This is a genomic window from Acinetobacter sp. LT1 (assembly GCF_059800965.1).
This window is the reverse complement of the sequence record NZ_JBBAXE010000020.1, coordinates 15,406-34,785: the sequence shown is the minus strand read 5'-3', so window position 1 is coordinate 34,785 and position 19,380 is coordinate 15,406. Positions and strand designations below refer to the sequence as shown.

General features: G+C 35.7%; 18 protein-coding genes. 17 read left to right on the top strand and 1 reads right to left on the bottom strand.

Features of this window, described 5'->3' with window-relative positions; translation table 11 throughout:
- Nucleotides 1-326 precede the first annotated feature (326 nt).
- The 17 genes from tviB to pgi all read left to right on the top strand — a co-directional run bounded on the left by tviB (nt 327) and on the right by pgi (nt 17,629).
- Nucleotides 327-1,601: a Vi polysaccharide biosynthesis UDP-N-acetylglucosamine C-6 dehydrogenase TviB gene (gene tviB, locus WBW42_RS16365; protein ID WP_032070570.1), complete on the top strand. Its 1,275-nt coding sequence runs from the start codon at nt 327-329 to the stop codon at nt 1,599-1,601.
- 29 nt (nt 1,602-1,630) lie between these two features.
- A complete protein-coding gene (locus tag WBW42_RS16360) occupies nt 1,631-2,491 on the top strand; it encodes a glycosyltransferase family 2 protein (RefSeq protein WP_032070571.1) in 861 nt (286 codons plus the stop codon).
- A 10-nt stretch (nt 2,492-2,501) separates the two neighbouring features.
- Nucleotides 2,502-3,437, top strand: a complete 936-nt coding sequence (locus WBW42_RS16355; protein WP_032063258.1) for a glycosyltransferase family 2 protein — start codon at nt 2,502-2,504, stop codon at nt 3,435-3,437.
- Entirely contained in the window at nt 3,434-4,681 is a 1,248-nt protein-coding gene (locus WBW42_RS16350; RefSeq protein ID WP_002120719.1) for an oligosaccharide flippase family protein, read from the top strand. Before WBW42_RS16355 ends, WBW42_RS16350 begins: the two co-directional genes overlap by 4 nt.
- A gap of 16 nt (nt 4,682-4,697) precedes the next feature.
- Complete coding sequence (locus WBW42_RS16345) at nt 4,698-5,861, top strand: nucleotide sugar dehydrogenase (protein ID WP_016802684.1); 1,164 nt, start codon at nt 4,698-4,700, stop codon at nt 5,859-5,861.
- Nucleotides 5,862-5,879: 18 nt separating this feature from the next.
- The gene (gene rfbB / locus WBW42_RS16340; protein ID WP_032070572.1) at nt 5,880-6,947 is read left to right on the top strand and encodes a dTDP-glucose 4,6-dehydratase; all 1,068 of its coding nucleotides are present in this window, start codon (nt 5,880-5,882) and stop codon (nt 6,945-6,947) included.
- A gap of 2 nt (nt 6,948-6,949) precedes the next feature.
- A complete protein-coding gene (gene rfbD / locus WBW42_RS16335; protein WP_017400310.1) occupies nt 6,950-7,843 on the top strand; it encodes a dTDP-4-dehydrorhamnose reductase in 894 nt (297 codons plus the stop codon).
- On the top strand, nt 7,840-8,730 hold the full coding sequence (gene rfbA, locus WBW42_RS16330) for a glucose-1-phosphate thymidylyltransferase RfbA (protein WP_016802687.1): 891 nt from the start codon (nt 7,840-7,842) through the stop codon (nt 8,728-8,730). Before rfbD ends, rfbA begins: the two co-directional genes overlap by 4 nt.
- Entirely contained in the window at nt 8,720-9,271 is a 552-nt protein-coding gene (gene rfbC, locus WBW42_RS16325) for a dTDP-4-dehydrorhamnose 3,5-epimerase (protein WP_017400311.1), read from the top strand. Before rfbA ends, rfbC begins: the two co-directional genes overlap by 11 nt.
- Nucleotides 9,272-9,278: 7 nt before the next feature.
- On the top strand, nt 9,279-10,361 hold the full coding sequence (locus WBW42_RS16320; RefSeq protein WP_002120759.1) for a glycosyltransferase: 1,083 nt from the start codon (nt 9,279-9,281) through the stop codon (nt 10,359-10,361).
- A gap of 96 nt (nt 10,362-10,457) precedes the next feature.
- On the top strand, nt 10,458-11,441 hold the full coding sequence (locus WBW42_RS16315) for an EpsG family protein (RefSeq protein WP_017400312.1): 984 nt from the start codon (nt 10,458-10,460) through the stop codon (nt 11,439-11,441).
- Nucleotides 11,434-12,336, top strand: a complete 903-nt coding sequence (locus WBW42_RS16310) for a glycosyltransferase family 2 protein (RefSeq protein ID WP_032070573.1) — start codon at nt 11,434-11,436, stop codon at nt 12,334-12,336. Before WBW42_RS16315 ends, WBW42_RS16310 begins: the two co-directional genes overlap by 8 nt.
- Nucleotides 12,329-13,132 (top strand): glycosyltransferase, encoded by an 804-nt coding sequence (locus WBW42_RS16305; protein ID WP_032025572.1) that lies wholly within the window; start codon nt 12,329-12,331, stop codon nt 13,130-13,132. The genes WBW42_RS16310 and WBW42_RS16305 overlap by 8 nt, the downstream gene beginning before the upstream one ends.
- A 36-nt stretch (nt 13,133-13,168) precedes the next feature.
- Entirely contained in the window at nt 13,169-13,771 is a 603-nt protein-coding gene (locus WBW42_RS16300) for a sugar transferase (RefSeq protein WP_002120766.1), read from the top strand.
- 29 nt (nt 13,772-13,800) lie between these two features.
- Nucleotides 13,801-14,676 (top strand): UTP--glucose-1-phosphate uridylyltransferase GalU, encoded by an 876-nt coding sequence (gene galU / locus WBW42_RS16295; RefSeq protein ID WP_005079612.1) that lies wholly within the window; start codon nt 13,801-13,803, stop codon nt 14,674-14,676.
- A gap of 17 nt (nt 14,677-14,693) precedes the next feature.
- Nucleotides 14,694-15,956, top strand: coding sequence for a nucleotide sugar dehydrogenase (locus WBW42_RS16290; protein ID WP_002120822.1), 1,263 nt, complete (start codon nt 14,694-14,696; stop codon nt 15,954-15,956).
- Nucleotides 15,953-17,629 (top strand): glucose-6-phosphate isomerase, encoded by a 1,677-nt coding sequence (pgi, locus tag WBW42_RS16285; protein ID WP_002120828.1) that lies wholly within the window; start codon nt 15,953-15,955, stop codon nt 17,627-17,629. The genes WBW42_RS16290 and pgi overlap by 4 nt, the downstream gene beginning before the upstream one ends.
- A 241-nt stretch (nt 17,630-17,870) precedes the next feature.
- On the opposite strand, the gene WBW42_RS16280 is transcribed toward pgi, so the two are convergent.
- Nucleotides 17,871-19,241 (bottom strand): phosphohexomutase domain-containing protein, encoded by a 1,371-nt coding sequence (locus WBW42_RS16280; protein WP_016802479.1) that lies wholly within the window; start codon nt 19,239-19,241, stop codon nt 17,871-17,873.
- Nucleotides 19,242-19,380: the final 139 nt, after the last annotated feature.

Genomic DNA, 19,380 nt, shown 5'->3' with positions numbered 1-19,380 from the left:
TTGATATTGGCTACTGCTTAGTGACAAGTGTCTATTAAACGCAGGCTGAACTGATTCTAGCTGAAAAGTAATGAAAAAACACCGAAAAATCGCAAGGCTTTGTATGTTTAGTTTAACTGGGGAGGGCTTTTAAACAGTATTCACAGTGTAGAAATATTAAAAATGTATAGTTTGGGCTAAGTGGAGAAAGATTGATTATAAATGTTGTAAACACATTTATACAATTGGCATACGGCGGTAATTAAAAATCTGATATAGTACGCTGCACAGTTAATGCCAAAAGCATGATTTATTAGATATATACTCTAAGGAAAAGGCTCGTTTGTATGCAAATTGCCAAATTAAAAATAGCAATTATTGGGTTGGGCTATGTTGGCCTGCCGTTGGCAGTTGAGTTTGGTAAAAAAGTACCTGTTGTCGGTTTTGATATTTATCAAAAACGTATAGATGAGCTTAAGAGTGGTCAAGATCATACCTTAGAAGTCTCTTCAGAGGAGCTGAAGCAAGCAGTTCAATTGACTTATAGTGCTGACCTTAATGATTTAAAAGGTTGTAACTTTTTTATTGTGACTGTTCCAACACCAATTGATGACTTTAAACAACCAGATTTAACACCTTTAATTAAAGCATCGACCAGTATTGGTCAGGTGCTTAAAAAGGGTGACATAGTTGTATATGAATCTACTGTGTATCCAGGTGCAACAGAAGAAGTGTGTATTCCTGTTTTAGAAAAAGTTTCAGGTTTAAAATTTAACCAAGACTTTTTTTCAGGTTATAGCCCCGAGCGTATCAATCCTGGTGACAAACAGCACCGTGTCACTAATATTTTAAAAATCACCTCAGGTTCAACCCCTGAAGTGGCGGATTATGTTGATGACGTTTATAACTTGATTATTGAAGCGGGGACACATAAAGCACCTAGTATTAAGGTAGCAGAAGCAGCTAAGGTCATTGAAAACACGCAGCGTGATGTGAATATTGCTCTGATTAATGAATTAGCGCTTATTTTTAATAAATTAAATATCGATACGGAAGATGTGCTCAAGGCGGCAGGTACGAAGTGGAACTTTTTACCTTATCGTCCAGGATTGGTCGGTGGGCACTGTATTGGTGTAGATCCATATTATCTGACCCATAAAGCTCAATCGATTGGGTTACATCCAGAAATTATTTTGGCTGCCCGTCGTTTAAATGATCGTATGGGTGAATATGTGGCAACACAGCTCATTAAAGAAATGGTGAAGCAGCGAATACAAGTTGTTGGGGCACGTATTTTGGTGATGGGGCTTAGCTTTAAAGAAAACTGTCCAGATATTCGTAATACAAAAATTGTCGACTTTATTAAAGCCCTTAAAGAATACGATTTAGACTTAGACATCTATGACCCGTGGGTAGATGATACAGAAGTACAACACGAATATGGTTTAGCACCAATTAAAGAACTGCAACAAGGCTTGTATGATGCGATCGTTATTGCTGTAGCACATAACCAATTTAAATCTATGAGTGTTGACGAGTTCCATGCTTTAGGTAAAGAAAAGCATGTGCTTTATGATTTGAAATATATTTTGGATAAAGAAGAGTCAAATCTCAGATTGTAATCACGAGTTCATAGGTCATCTTATTTGATATGAATAATAATAAAATTGCGTTGGTAGTCATTGTGTATGGTAAAGCATTAGAAGATGCTTTGACTATACAAAGCTTGCTAGGTTTTGAGCGAAAATTGGATTATTTACTTATTGTAAATAATGGTCCTACAGTAATAGATGAAAATAGTGCAGTGTTGTCTGCATTGGTACAAAAACACCACCATGTTGTTTTAGAAAATCAGGTGCAAAATAAGCCTTTGAGTTGGATTTATAACGATTTTATCCAGCAATATGACGCTGATTATTATGTCTTATTTGATGATGATACGGAAATTAATATTGAGTATCAGAACATGCTATTTACCGTACAAGGGATTGACATTGAGTTGCCGAAAATCATTTCTATGAGCGATAACGTGCAATATTACCCCTTGGTAAATGGGGCGATAGAGCAAAAAGATGGGATCATTTCTAATGCAAAAGAAATATTCTCTATAGGTTCAGGTTTGGTAATTTCTAAAGGTGTAAAACTATATTTTATAGAAAACAAAATGGAGTTGTTTGATTCACACTTTGCTCTCTATGGTGTGGATTTTAGTTTTTTTAGAAAGATTAATTGTATCGAGCAAAAAAGTAAGGTTTTTAACATATCTTCTCGTAGCTATATCAATCATTCTTTATCACGTGCTGAAAAAGAAATAAGTGAATGGCGTGAGAAAGAAAGGTTATATGATTTAGTACTGACTCTGAAATATTATTACTCTTATGCTGAATTACGAATTTTAAAGTTATTTTTCAAAAAAATATTGGGTGGAAAAATGAATGATGCATTACTTGTTTTACGTACTGCATTTAATGGCGCCCATCCACGCTGTATAAGTAAAGTATTGCATGATTGAGGTCTCCAAAGTGTTAGAAGATAGGATTGATATTGCATTAGCTACATACAATGGAGAAAAATATATTACAGAGCTATTGGATTCTCTTGATCAACAGACTTATCAAAATTTTATTGTGCATGTTTGCGATGACGGTTCAAAAGATCAAACAATAGCTATTTGTGAAGCACATTCTTTATTTAAAAAAGGCAAACTAGAAATTCATGAAAAAACTGGGGGTAATGGGGCCTCAAGGAATTTTATTCGGACACTTTCTTACTGTCAAAATTCATATATTGCGTTGTGTGATCAGGATGATTTTTGGATTCCTACCAAACTTGAGAAAATGTTAGGTAAGCTACAATTTGAAGAGGGAGTGGAAAAAAGACCAACATTAGTTTTTTCAGATTTACAAATTGTTGATGAAAAACTACACATACTTTCACCTTCTTATTTTGCGGTTTCATCAAAAAGTCATTTATGTTCTACGCCATTTGATTTTTTGTTGAGCAATCATGTGCCTGGTTGTGCCATGATGTTTAATCGCTCATTAAAGCAAATATTTGAACCTATCCCTCAAGAATTCAGGATGCATGATTGGTGGATTATTCTAATTGCAGCTTTTGAGGGAAGAATTGTTTATTTAGATGAAAGCTTAATTCAATATCGCCAACATGGGAATAATACTGTAGGTGTTGTAGGCATGGAAAAGCCTACTTTAATACATAAGATCCGTATGGCAAGTTTATATAAAACAATATTGTTAAAAGTAGATATGATAAGAAGAAGTTTCTTACCATATATTCAACAAAGAGAGATGCAGAGAATGGAGCTTTCGTTGGATCAAAAAGCTTTTGTTGATCTATTGCAAGGTCATCTTTCATTTTCGAATAGACTCCAAATCTTTAGCAAGACTGTAACAGGCGAAGATCGGTTACTTAGTTTTGTGGTTTGGTGTCTGTTATGAGTAAGACAATAAATAAAGAAGTTTTTTATTTATATATTATTCAAATTGCCAATATGGTTATTCCATTGGTGTCATTTTCCTATCTAGCGAATATTCTAGGACTAGTAGGATTTGGACAAGTTAGCTTTTATCAAACGGTAAGTTTTCTCGCTGCTTTTTTTATTGACTTTGGTTTCAATATGTCAGCAGCGCAGAAAATGAGTATCAGTCTTGATAATAAATCAAAAATGGATGAACTTTATAGTAATGTACAAAGTGCAAAGTTTTTGATTTTTTTAATTGTATCTGTATTGGGCGGGATAGGGGTGTTACTGTTACCTTTGTCTCATATGGATGCAACCTTATTATTTGTAGGTATTCTTTCAGCTTTTAGCACAATTTTACTTTCTGGATGGGTTTTTCAAGGACTTGGGCGTAACTCAGTTTTAGCTTTCTTTTCTGTTATTGGCCGGGTTGTCTCAGTTGGGTTAATTTTTTGGTTAATTCATCAAAAAAGTGATGTGTTGCTTGCAGTGATAATTCAAGTTGCAATTAGTTTTTCAATTGGTTTGGCAGCAATTATCTATTTTTATCGAAAAAATATAGTAACTTTTCGGTTTAAATCTCTTTCTATCTATAAAATGAAACAACTGTCAGAGGACAGCTATCACAACTTTACTGCATCACTTTTTACTTTGGGATTTACCTATTTAAATCCTATAGTCGTGAAATTCTGTTTTGGTGATGCTTTTTTAGGGTTGTATGCTATGGCTGATAAGTTGGCGGTAGTTATTAAACAGCTTTTTACTCCGGTTACACAGGCTTATTATAGTCGAATGTGTATTTTGAGCCATGAAAAAAAATATCAAGAGTTAATTCAAAATGCAAAGAAAGTTGCTATCTTTTTTGCAGGCATTAGTATTGTGGCCTTTGTCGGCAATCTATTGATTGGTAAATATATTTATAGTTTTTTATTTGGACCAGAATATAAAATCACAAGTTTATTAAGTATTATGATTATGACGCAATTTGTTGTGTCTATGGCGATGGTACTTGTTAATTTAATTATTATTCCAACAGAAAATAGCAGAATTTTAAAAAAATATTACCTGTTAGGATTATTTTTTCACTTCAGTTATTTCTATTTCTTTGTCAAATATTTGCATGTTTATGGAGTTGCCAGTGCTATTTTGCTGACAGAAACAATTCTTACACTGTCATTTTTCATATATGTAAGAAAATATTTTTCAAAAATTTTAACGTAAATGTAAAGGTTATTTTATGAAAATAACAGTAGTTGGTACAGGTTACGTGGGCTTATCGAATGCGATGCTGTTTTCTAAACAACATGAAGTAACTGCCCTCGATATTGATGCCACAAAAATTGATAAACTTAATCAAGGCATATCTCCTATTCATGATGACCTTATTCAAGAATATTTGATTGATAATTCAAACTTTAAAGCAACATTAGATAAAAATTCTGCATATGTAGATGCGGAAGTCATTATTATTGCTACACCAACCAATTACGATGAAGCAAGCAATTATTTCGATACGAGTTCGATTGAATCTGTGCTTGAAGATTTAAACCAATTAAAAAGCGATGCGATTATTGTGGTGAAGTCTACAATTCCTGTCGGTTTTACTGAGCGTATGAAGGAGACTTTTCCGGTCTTAAAAATTGTTTTTTCTCCGGAATTTTTGCGTGAAGGCAAGGCATTGTACGACAACTTGCATCCCTCACGGATTGTGGTAGGTAATACCTCAGAGGTTGGTGCATTAGTTGGAAAATTATTTAAAAATGCTAGTTTAAGGCCTGACGTAGATGTACTACAAATGGATGCAACGGAAGCAGAAGCTGTAAAGCTTTTCTCAAATACTTATTTGGCAATGCGTGTTGCTTATTTTAATGAGTTAGACTCATATTGTGCATCACGTGGACTAAACTCAAAAGATATTATTCAGGCTGTAGGTTTAGATCCACGTATTGGAGCGCACTATAACAATCCGTCATTTGGTTATGGTGGATACTGTTTACCAAAAGACACAAAGCAATTGCTAGCCAATTATCAAGATGTCCCGCAAAATTTGATCGGAGCAATTATCCAGTCAAATACAACACGAAAAGATTTTATTGCCGAGCAAATTCTGGCAAGAAAACCCAAAGTGGTTGGTGTGTATCGTTTAGTAATGAAACAAGGTTCAGATAACTTTAGACAATCTGCAATTCAAGGTGTGATGAAGCGCCTGAAAGCCAAAGGTGTTGAAGTCGTCGTGTTTGAGCCAAGTTTAAATGAGTCAACATTTTTTAACTCACGTGTTTTGACCAATTTTGACAGTTTTAAACAAGAGTCGGATGTGATTATTGCAAACCGTATGGTGAGTGAGCTCGAAGACGTCATTGACAAAGTTTATACTCGTGATTTATTTGGTGAAAATTAATTATACTTAGGTAGTTGTATGAAAATTTTAATTACTGGTGGCGCTGGTTTTATTGGTTCAGCGGTTGTTCGTCATATTATCCAAAATACAGAAAATGAAGTATTAAATGTTGATAAACTGACTTATGCAGGAAATTTAGAATCTTTAATTTCTGTGGCAGATAATCCACGTTATCAGTTTTCTCAAACAGACATTTGTGATCGAGCTGCTTTAGATAAGTTATTTGAGACATTCCAGCCAGATGCAGTTATGCATCTTGCGGCAGAGTCACATGTAGACCGTTCTATTACCGGTCCTTATGCGTTTATTGAAACCAATGTGATTGGTACTTATCAAATGTTAGAAGCTAGCCGTGCTTATTGGTTAGGTCTAAGCGATGAAAAGAAAGCAGCTTTCCGTTTTCACCATATTTCAACTGATGAAGTTTATGGTGACCTAGAAGGCACAACGGATTTATTTACCGAAACTACATCGTATTCACCAAGCTCACCATATTCAGCAAGTAAAGCAAGTTCAGACCATTTGGTACGTGCATGGAATCGTACTTATGGTTTACCTGTATTAGTGACTAACTGCTCAAATAATTATGGCCCATTTCATTTTCCGGAAAAGCTTATTCCACTAATGATCTTAAATGCGTTACAAGCAAAACCATTACCAGTTTATGGAAATGGTCAGCAAATTCGTGACTGGTTATTTGTAGAAGACCATGCGCGTGCGCTTTATACGGTAGTGACTCAAGGTGTGGTAGGTGAAACATACAACATTGGTGGGCATAACGAAAAAGCTAACCTTGATGTTGTATATGCAATTTGTGATCTACTTGAAGAACTTGCACCAAATAAACCGGAAGGTGTTACACAGTATAAAGATCTGATTACGTATGTAAAAGACCGTCCAGGCCATGACGTGCGTTATGCAATTGATGCAACCAAAATCAAAGACGAACTCAACTGGGTACCGGAAGAGTCATTTGAAACTGGTTTACGTAAAACAGTTGAATGGTATTTAAATAACAAAGAGTGGGTTGAGCACGTACAAAGTGGTGAATACCAGTCTTGGTTAAACAAGCAATATCAAGGATAACTATGAAAATCTTATTGCTTGGCAAAAATGGACAAGTGGGGTGGGAGCTGCAACGCGCTCTTGCACCTTTAGGAGATATCATTGCTTTAGACCGCCATGGTTTAGATGGCTTGTCTGGTGATATGACCCAACCACAGGCGATTTATGACACGATTTTGGCAGTACAACCAGATGTGGTAGTCAATGCTTCTGCTTATACGGCTGTCGATTTGGCGGAAACTGAGCAAGAACAAGCTGATATCGTCAATCATCAAACTGTAAAAGCTGCAGCTGAAGCCTGTTTGAAAACGAATGCTTTATTGGTGCATTACTCAACAGACTATGTTTTTGAAGGTATGGGAACAACAGCCTTTGTGGAAACTGATGCAATTGCACCATTAAATATTTATGGGAAAACCAAGGCTTTGGGTGAGCAAGCGATTGTTGATAGTGGCTGTCGCTATTTAATATTCAGAACTTCGTGGGTATATGCTTCAAGAGCGAAAAACTTCTTGAAAACTATGTTGAGCCTAGCTCAACAACGCGAAGAATTGTCAATTATTGATGATCAGATTGGTGCACCAACTTCAGCTGAATTGATTGCTGACATCACTGCGCAGGCTATTCCACAAACTGTGGCAGACGCAAACAAAGTTGGTATTTATCACTTGGTGGCAAGTGGTGAGACTTCTTGGTTTGGCTACGCAAACTATGCATTTGCACAAGCCCGTACTTTGGGGCAAGAGTTGGCGATACAAAAGGTTAACCCGATCCCAACAAGTGCTTACCCAACGCCTGCAACACGACCACACAATTCACGATTAGATAATCAGAAAATACAACGCACTTTTGGATTGACTCTACCAGTCTGGCAAGAAGGTGTTAAACGCGCATTAATGGAGCTTTTAAACAAATGAGCTTAAAACGTAAAGGTATTATTTTAGCGGGCGGTTCAGGTACACGCTTGCACCCAATTACTAAAGGTGTGTCAAAACAGCTTTTGCCGATTTATGATAAACCAATGATTTACTATCCGCTTTCAGTATTAATGCTTGCGGGTATTCGTGAAGTATTGATTATTTCAACTCCGGAAGACTTACCAAACTTTGAAAAACTTTTGGGTGATGGTTCGCAATTTGGTATTGAACTCAGCTATAAAGTGCAACCTTCTCCAGATGGTTTGGCTCAAGCTTTCTTAATTGGTGAAGAGTTTATTGGTCAAGACAATGTTTGCTTGATCTTGGGAGATAATATTTACCATGGTCAGCACTTTAGTCATCAATTAGAGGCTGCTTCTGCACGTGAGCATGGAGCAACGGTATTTGGTTATCATGTGACAGATCCTGAGCGTTTTGGTGTTGTTGAGTTTGATAAGGCTGGCAAAGTGCTAAGTATAGAAGAAAAGCCAACCCAACCAAAATCGCCTTATGCAGTAACAGGCTTATATTTCTACGATAACCGTGTCGTTGAGTTTGCAAAACAGGTGAAACCTTCTGCACGTGGTGAGCTGGAAATTACTGACATTAACAACGCTTACTTACAAGACGGCTCACTTAACGTTGAATTACTTGGTCGTGGTTTTGCATGGTTAGATACAGGCACACATGAATCTTTGCTTGAAGCTGGCCATTTCATTTATACCATTGAAAAGCGTCAGTCCTTCAAAGTGGCATGTTTGGAAGAAATTGGCTTCCACCAAGGCTGGATTAGTAAAGAACAGCTTTTAGATAGTGCAGAAGCATTGAAAAAAACCGAATATGGTCAATATTTGAAAAAAGTTTGGGAAGAATCAAATGAAGGTTGAAACGACTAAAATTGAAGGGCTTTTGATTCTTCACCCAAGTGTTTTTGGTGATGACCGTGGTTGGTTTATGGAAAGTTTTAACCAACAACGCTTTGCTCAAGCACTTGAAGATTTAAATTTACCAGTTCCAACTTTTGTGCAAGATAACCATTCATTGTCACAAAAAGGTGTGTTGCGTGGTTTACACTATCAAAACGCGCCCTATGCACAAGGAAAACTGGTACGTGTTGTACAAGGTCGCGTTTGGGATGTGGCTGTAGATATTCGCCCAGACTCAAAAACCTATGGTGAATGGGTTGGGGTAGAACTCAGTGCAGAAAACAAAACTATGTTTTGGATTCCTGAAGGATTTGCCCATGGTTTTATCTCTTTAGAAGATAATACCCAGTTCTTGTATAAAACCACAAACTACTACAATAAAGAAAGTGAAGGGGCCATTATTTGGAATGACCCAACACTTGCAATTGACTGGCCTTTGGCGGAAGTTGATGAAGTATTGGTGAGTGATAAAGATCAAGTCGCATCTTTGTTTATAAAATAAGGCAAGAATGAAGAAATTATTTTTCTTAACTAATACTGTTGACTTGGCTAATCCTAGTGATGGATTGGCCAAGAAAATTAATGCCCAAGTGAAAGCTTTTGAGCAAAATGGTTATGTTACAGAGTTAGCTGGATGTTCTAATACAGAATATACAATTCATGCGCAAAAATTCTTTCTTACAGAAGAAGGAGTTTTTAAAAGAACTAAAGAAATACTTCAAAGTGTTGAGAGATATCTATCTACTCAACCTGAATATGAAATACTTTATATTAGGAAGTTCTATTTCACTCCATATTTTTTATCTTTTCTCAAGAAAATCCGTCCAAAATTTAAATATATTATCTTGGAATTACCAACTTATCCATATTATGGTGAATTATTAACTTCAAGGGCAAAGGTAGGGTTTTGGATAGAAAACTTACTGGTAACAAAAAGTTTAAGAAAATATATAGATAAAATAGTTACATTTTCGAGTGATAAAAAAATATATGGTATTGATTGTATAAAAATATCTAATGGTATTGATGCTTCAGAGCAAATATATTTTGAAGAACCAAGTAGAGATGTAATTCATTTTATTAGTGTATCTTCGATTAGCTTTTGGCATGGGATAGACCGTTTTATCCTCGCATTAAAAAATTATAATGGAACTAATCTGCATTTCCATATCGTGGGAGGAGAAAATGAAGTTTCATCATCTCTTCAGAATATGGTGGATGAATATGGCTTAAAAGATAAAGTAACTTTTCATGGGCATAAAAGTGGGGATGAGTTAAAAGCTATATATGCTATGAGCCATATTGGTGTAGGAAGTTTAGGGCGCCATAGAAGTAATATTTATTATTTGAATTCCTTGAAGAATAGAGAATATATTGCGAAAGGTCTGCCAGTTATTTTTTCAGAAATTGATGATGACCTTGAGGAAAGTGCATTCGTTTATAAGGTTCCAGCAAGTGAAGATATAATTGATATTCCTGAAATTATACAATGGCTTGGTGAAAGTGATTTTAACCGTCAAAATATAGTTAAATTCTCTGACAGATTTCTATGGAAGAGCCAAATAGGAATTTTATTGTCTAAGCTTAAGTAAATTTTTTGTTTTTTTAAGATATATTTTTTCCTGATTATATTGGTTAGAGAAAATATAATGATATGAAGAAATGAAATATTAATATTGGTGTGAGTTATGAATGGTCTTATTCTAAAGAAAAGAAATTTCTTTTTCTTTTTTATTGCAATAGGTATTTTATTGCTTTCAATTGTGGTTGCAAATAGAGGGCCAAATGTTGATAGTGATTATTATACATATCTAGATTATTATTCATATGGGCATCAAAATGTTGAACCTGTTTTTAAAATAGCTTCAAATATATTTCATTATATTAATAATGGCTTTATTTGGATGCTTGGTTTTTTTGCTTTTTTTGGTCTATTACTAAAAATTAGAGCATTTTATGATTTTTTTTATAAGAAATCATTTTTGTCATTTTTATATATGCTTTTTATGTATCTAGTTGTCTTCTTTCCAATTTGGGAAATGACTCAAATACGTATGGGATTAGCTATATCTTTATTAGTATATGCCTTTATTATTGTTGATAAGTTATGGATTAAGGCTCTGTTCTGTTTAATGGCCTTATTATGTCATTATGGGACATCAATTGTTATAGTTTTATATTTTATATTTTATTTCTTTTCTAATAGAAAGATATTGGCCTTTTCATTGTCTAGTTTGGTGGTCTATATATTTAGTCAATTAATTGTTCGATCTAACTACGAAGTTTATAATGTAGATAGTTATAGTGAAATTTTTAATCCATATTCTTTTAAAAATTTATATATTTTTTTAAGTAGTCTTTTCGTTATTTTTATTTGTTATATTGATAAGAAGTATAATAATATTAATATTATAATGGCATTTATTTCTTTAATGTTATTAGTTTTATATTTTATAGTCGGATCTACATATCCTAGTATTGCGATCAGATATGCAGATATTTCATTATTTTTCTGTTTGTTGGCTTTAGGTTTGATTTATAATTCTCCTTATGCCTCAATATATAAATTAGTTTCATTTTTTGTATTGATTCCATATTTCTTTAATACATATTTCCTATCTTCACCACCTGTTGTGAATATTAATTTTATTAGAGTATTATTTAATGTCTAGCTTATCTAACGTTTGGGCGATAATTGTTACATTTAACCCGTCTTTGGAGAATGTAAAAAAATTAGTTAAGCAGTTGTCAAGTCAGTCTGTGATTCCTTGTATTGTAGATAACTGTTCTACAAATGTAGACTCAGCCCAACTCAAAAATATTCATGAAGCTAAAAGTATATTTCTTGAAAAAAACTATGGTATTGCTACAGCACAAAATAAAGGTATTGAATTTGCAATAGAAAATGGTGCTGATTATATTTTATTCTTTGATCAAGACAGCTCTATTCCCGATGGCTATGTCCAGGCCTTATATTCAGACTATCAATACTTGCAGGGGCAAGGTGAGAAAGTTGGTGCAATTGGTCCACGGTTTATTGATGACCGTTATAATTTTTACTATAAAACTATTAGTGTGACTAAAAGTGGTTTTAGAGAAAAGCATGATGTATCTCAAATTACGAAGCCCTTGCATTCTACCTTACTCATTTCATCTGGTTCTTTAATTTCAGTAGAAACGCTCAAAGTTGTTGGCTTAATGCGTGATTATTACTTTATTGATTATGTTGATACAGAGTGGTGTTTACGGGCTGAGTATTTAGGCTATAAGAACTTTGTTTCTGCCCAGGCTGTTATGCGCCATACAATTGGAGATAATGTATTAAATCTAAAATTTTTTAATGTTCCGGTTCATTCTGCATTTAGACGATATTTTCGGGTGCGAAATGCTTTTTTTATGATGCGTGAACCACATGTGCCGTCTATGTTAGTAGTTCGAGAAATGCTCTTTAATGGTGTACATCAGATTATTCTAATCTGTTTTGAAAAAAACAAATGGCAATATATTAAATCATATTTTAGAGGGTTAAAGGACGGGTTGCTTATGGGACAAAATAAAGATGTCTAAAGTCATTGCTTCGATCGTTTTATATAAACATAGCTATGCAGAGTTAAAAGCAACACTCGACAGTTTATTTGCCACTCCAAGCATTGAAAAAGTTATTTTGGTAGATAACCATTCAAGTAACTGGGCTGCAACATTTCAACATCCTAAAGTTGTTTATGAAAAATCAGAAGGTAACTTTGGTTTTGGTTATGGACATAATATTGCCATCCGTAAATATGCGCCAAAAAGCGATTATTTTCTCATTTGTAACCCAGATATTTACTTTGATGCTGAGCAATTTGCCCAATTGCTAGACTTTGCTCAAAGCCGACCTGAAGGTTTGTTTTTACCAAAAATTGTCTATGATACTGGTGAAGACCAACATGGTGCGCGGTTAATACCAACTCCCTTGAACCTGTTTGCCCGTCGCTTTTCCCCATCTTTTGCCAAAAAGCTTGATCAACAATATTTGTTAAAAGATTATTCACTTAATCAGCCATATTTTGTGCCTTATCTTTCAGGCTGCTTTATGTTATTCGATGCGGCAAAACTTTTAGCAATTAATGGTTTTGATGAACGTTTCTTTATGTATATGGAAGATGTGGATATATCTCGTCGTTGTGCTGACCAATTTGGTACAGTGTACTATCCATTAGCACAAGTAGTGCATGTTCACGAACAAGCATCATATAAAAACAAACAATTACTTAAAGCACACTTAAAAAGCGCGATACAATACTTCAATAAATGGGGATGGATTTATGATATGGGGCGTAGTAGGCTTAACGCAAAATGTTTAAATCAATTTTCTAAATAATGAAGCATTTAAAATGAAATTTGTAGGTATATTCAGATGTTAAAAAGGCTTGTAGATATCATTATTGCCCTATCTGCCTTAATTCTTCTAATGCCTGTTTTTTTGATTGTAATTTATAAAGTTAGGAAAAACTTAGGTTCCCCTGTCTTTTTCTTACAAGAACGTCCGGGCAAAGATGGTAAATTATTTAAAATGATTAAATTTCGCTCTATGAAGGATGCGGTTGATCAAGAAGGTAATATTTTACCAGATGAAGAGCGGATTACCCCTTTTGGGCAAAAGTTACGTTCTACTACACTCGATGAAATGCCTCAGCTGATTAATGTGCTTAAAGGCGATATGAGCATTGTAGGACCACGTCCCCAGTTGCCAGATTTTTTGGAATATTACACACCAGAGCAGATGCGTCGTCATGAAGTTCGACCGGGTATGACTGGTCTAGCACAGGTAAGTGGACGTAATAATTTGAGTTGGGAAGAAAAGTTCGATCTAGATGTGCAGTATGTGAATACACAAAATCTTTGGCTCGATTTTAAAATTATGTTTAAAACAGCAGAAGTCATGCTGAAAAAAGAAGGAATTAACGCACCGGATCAAGCAGTGGGCGCAAGTCGTTTCACTGGTTCCCGAGATAATTAAGTTTTTAAATAATAGTTGGTAACAGTTCAATGATTAAAAAAGCAGTTTTGCCAGTTGCGGGTTTAGGTACCCGTTTTTTACCAGCGAGTAAATCGATTCCCAAAGAAATGGTTACAGTTGTTGACCGCCCTGCCATTGAGTATGTGGTACGTGAGGCAGTTGAAGCAGGTATAAAGCAAATTATTTTTGTGACTCATTCTGCGAAGGTTGCTATTGAAGATTATTTTGACCATGACTTTGAATTGGAAACAACATTAGAACAAAAACAAAAATATGATTTGCTTAAAGAAATTACTGATATTTTACCTAAAGATGTCAGTATTGTGAGTGTACGTCAACCAAAGCCTTTAGGCTTAGGGCATGCGGTACTCTGTGCTAAGAGTATAGTAGGTGATAATGATTTTGCTGTACTTTTACCTGATGTGTTGGTTAAAAATAAATCTGAAAAAAATGATTTGGCTCGTATGATAGAGCGTTACGAAACAGTACATGCTGCCCAAATTATGGTTGAAGCTGTGCCAGAACATTTGGTTGATCAGTATGGTATCGTCGATGTGTCACATTCACCTGCTGCTGGTGAAAGTATCGTCATGCAAGGCATTGTAGAAAAGCCTGCTATAGGCACCGCACCGTCAAATTTATCAGTAGTTGGACGCTATATTTTACCCGCAAAAATTATGCAACTTTTAGAACAAACCCCTAAAGGTGCTGGCAATGAAATTCAATTGACTGATGCGATTGCTTTATTACAGCAAACAGACCATGTAGAAGCTTATTGTATGCAAGGTCAAACTTTTGACTGTGGTAGTAAGTTAGGCTATTTAAAGGCTGTGTTGCACTATGGGGTTGAACACCCGCAATTAGGACAAGCATTTAAAACGATGATTGCTGAGTTAGAACAATAAGAGATTGTAGGTATAAAATGAAAATTGCGGTTTTTGGTGCAACTTTACATGCCGGAGTAATGGCAGCATTGTTGGCTGAGTATGGTAATCAGGTATTTTGGTGTACCAGCCCTGCCTGTGAGGAACAAGCTTGTATCTTGACGTTTCAAGATAAAGAAGTAAATTCCTATTTAGATAAACAACGCCAAGCTGGTTTTTTAGAAGAATGTTCTTTTTCAGCAATTCCGTTAGACGCTGAAGTTTATTTATTCTGTTATAGTCCAACGCAATTGCAGCTTGCTTTAAATACAGTAGAAAAACTTAGCCAGCGTCCAATTATTCATCCTCGTTTAATGATTAATGGTTCAACTTTTGGCTTACAAGGAACCCAAAAACTTAAACAGTATTTACCAAAAGATGAGTGGGTGTATTTTCCTGATGTAATCCAGGAAGGCAATGCTATCAATAGTGTCCTTAATGTAAAACATGTAATCGTTGGCGCAGAAACTGAATATGCATGCGATATTATGCGCGAATTATTACGACCGTTTTTCCGTTTTAGTTATCAATATCTTTTTATGCCAATACTAGACGCGGAGTTTACCAAGCTGAGCATTTCGGGCATGTTGGCAACGCGCGTTAGTTATATGAATGACTTGGCTGTAGTTGCGGAAAAATTGGGTATTGATATTGCCAATGTTAAACATGGTATTGCAGCAGATACACGTATTGGTGCAGCGTATTTATCCGCTGGTGCGGGGTTTGGTGGCGAAAACTTTTCTCATGATATTCTGACTTTATCGAGTACTGTATCAAAAACTGGGATAAAAAGTCGATTGTTAGAACAGGTTTGGGAAATTAATGAGCAACAAAAAGAAATTTTATTCCGTAAATTATGGAATTATTATCATTGTGATTTAAATGGAAAAACCGTTGCAATTTGGGGGGCGGCCTTTAAGGAAAATACCTCCAGTACACATAATTCGCCAATTCATGTCTTGTTAACGGCATTGTGGGCGCAGGGGGTAAGAGTGCGTTTACATGACCCACTAGCGTTAAATGAAATTGAAAAAAAATATGGCAAACGTGATGATTTAATATTATGCGCTGATCAATATGATGCAGTTAATGGCGCTCATGCGCTTTGTTTGGTGACGGCATGGAAGCAATATTGGGGGCCAGATTTTAAACGGTTACAACAAAACATGAAACATCCACTCATTTTGGATGGGCGTAATATTTATGACCCTGCATATGTCAAGGCCCGAGGTTTTGCATATGAAGGAGTAGGTCGTTTATGAGTAAAAATATAGAGCAATTCCCAAAAGAAAAGCTGCCAAGCTCAATGCTTATGTCACAGTTAAAGTCATTAGGGAAACAGTATGAACATCTTCACTTAAATGAGTTGTTTGCTGCGGAGCCAGAACGTTTTCAGAAGTATTCCGTTCATTTTGATCAACTTCTTTTTGATTATAGTAAACATCGTGTAAATCAAACTGTTTTAGATCAGTTGGTGACTTTGGCTAATGCCAAGCAATTAAAACCATGGATTGAACGTTTATTTTCACAAGAAAAAGTAAACTGTACAGAGCAACGTGCAGCGATGCATTGGGCATTACGTTTACCAGAGGGACATGCACAGTTTCCTGAACTGACCAAACAAGTTCATTTACAGCTTGAACGAATGTATGCATTGGTTGAAAAAATCCATGCTGGACAATATCGTGGTGCAACTGGTGAAGTTATTCAGGATGTAGTAAATATTGGAGTAGGTGGGTCCGACTTGGGGCCACTTATGGTAACTCATGCATTGTCTGACTTTAAAGTGCAAACAGAAAAGCCTTTAAATGTACATTTTGTTTCAACAATGGATGGTAGTCAGCTTTCTGAAAAGCTACATAGACTACGCCCAGAAACAACATTATTTATTATTTCCTCTAAGTCATTTGGTACGATTGACACGTTATCAAATGCACATACAGCTCGTCAGTGGTTAGAAAAAGCATTAGGGGAATGTACTCGTGTATTGAAGAGTCATTTTATTGGAGTATCGACCAAAGCTAATAAAATGACCGAATGGGGAATTGCTCCTGAAAACCAGTTATTGCTGTGGGACTGGGTAGGAGGGCGTTACTCACTATGGTCTTGTATTGGGTTACCAATTGCTTTATTGATCGGTGTAGATGGTTTTAAACAGCTTTTAGCTGGTGCTCACGCTGTTGATGAACATTTCCAACAAGCACCATTTGAGCGGAATATACCAGTTCTAATGGCATTATTGGGGATCTGGAATAATAATTTCTTAAATATGCAAACTCATGCAGTTTTACCTTACGATGGCCGTTTGAAATATTTTGCTGCTTATTTACAGCAGCTTGAAATGGAGTCTAACGGTAAATCAGTACAACGTGATGGTCAAAAAGTTGAATTAGATACATGTCCTATTGTTTGGGGTGAAGTTGGTCCAAATGCACAGCACGCATTTTACCAGTTATTACACCAAGGATCATTCTCGGTAACTTGTGATTTTATTGCTCCAATCCACCGATATAATGCAGACCATTTTACCTATGCTGATAGTGCTGAAGCATTGGTTGAGCAGCATCATTTAGCTTTATCCAACTGTTTGGCTCAGTCGAGATTACTTGCATTTGGTAATCAGGCGCTGAATACTGCTGAGTTAGAAACTTTGCCAATTTACAAACAGTATGAAGGTAATCAGCCAAGCTCAACATTGTTACTTCAAGAGCTTAACCCTTATAGCTTAGGTATGCTCATTGCTCTGTATGAACATAAAGTATTTGTTCAGTCAGTGATATGGAACATTAACCCATTCGATCAATGGGGAGTTGAAAAAGGGAAGCAAATTGCTGATCAGCTTTTACCAATTTTAAATCGTAAGCAAAGTGATTTATCAGCATTTGATGCCTCGACACGTGGTTTGTTGAAAATTTTGTTAGGGAAAAGCGAATAAATAATAAAGATGAATATTGGGTTATTATAATAAATGATATATCAATATTCTAACCTATTTAAAAAGGCTTCTCGATATGACGAGAAGCCTTTTTCGTGGCTGTACTGTGGTTGATCAAAAATAGTATAAGCACCTGAATCATGATGTATTGGATGGCACTAATCTTACTTATGGGATGTTTTAGAAGTGATAAAAAATAGGAGGACTATAGTGTCCTCCTATTCTATTTGTATGACTTAAACTAAGACTGAATCAACCTAGTCAACTCATCTACATAACGCTGCATTGGCTGAGCTTGACGGTCTGCACGACTTTCAATATTGAGACGTAATAATGGTTCAGTATTTGAAGCACGGACGTTAAAACGCCATGCGCCAAAGTCGAGGCTTACACCATCGGTACGGTCAATTTGTGGATTTTGATCGGCATAAAAATCAAAAATCTTTTGAATAGTGATCTGTGTATCAGCTACTTTAAAGTTGATTTCACCACTGCAAGGGAACTTGGTAATCATGTTTTCAACTAAGGTTGAAAGTGATTGTCCTGTTTCAGAAAGTAGGGCAATAGTGAGTAACCAAGGAATCATACCGCTGTCGCAGTAAGCAAAGTCACGGAAATAGTGATGGGCACTCATTTCGCCGCCATATACCGCATTGTGTTCACGCATCACATCTTTAATGAACGCATGACCAGATTTTGACTGTACAGCGACACCTTTGTATTCATCTACGATATCAAATGTGTTCCACACTAAACGCGGGTCATGCACAATTTTCTCGCCTGATTGCTTAATCAAGAAAGCTTGAGCCAATAGACCAACAATATAGTAGCCTTCAATGAACTGACCTTTTTCATCAAATAAGAAGCAGCGGTCAAAGTCGCCGTCCCAGGCAATTCCCATATCTGCTTTATGCTCAATTACAGCATTACGGGTACTGTCACGGTTTTCAATTAAAATTGGGTTGGGAATCCCATTTGGGAAAGTACCATCTGCTTCATGGTGAATTTTAATAAATTCAATAGGTACGTTAAGCGTTTTAAATTTTTCTTCAATGGCATCAATGACATGACCCGCAGCCCCATTACCTGCGTTTACCACCAATTTAAGGGGGCGGATTTTTACAGGTTCAATGTAGGTGATTAAGTGATCAACGAACTCAGGTAAAATGTTATAACTTTGCGTTGTACCTTTTTGACTAACTTCTTCAAAGTTATTGGTTTCTGCTAAAGCCTGAATTTCTTTTAAACCGGTATCAGCACTAATTGGACGAGCATTTTCTCGAACCAATTTCATACCGTTATAGTCCATTGGGTTATGACTCGCAGTTACTTCAATACCACCTTGTACATCTAAATGGAAAGCGGCGAAATAGACTTCTTCAGTTCCTGTCATGCCTAAATCAAGCACATTCACACCCGCATCATTTAAACCGCGGATGGTCGCTTGTTTTAAAGATTCACTGCTTAGACGAACATCACAACCTACAACCACGGTCTTTGGTTTATAGATTTGTCCATATGCGCGGCCAATTTTATAGGCGATTTCTTCATTCAATTCGGTGCCGAGTTTACCTCGGATATCATAAGCTTTAAAACACGTTAAAGTAGTCATTATTCAATTCAATACAAGTGGTTTGAGTTGTGTGCACATTATACATAGATCATGAAACAGGTATGTTTATAGTTTTTATATTCAAATTTTTCACTTCATTTCTGTAAGTCATATTTAAGTTTATAAGAAAGTATTTTTA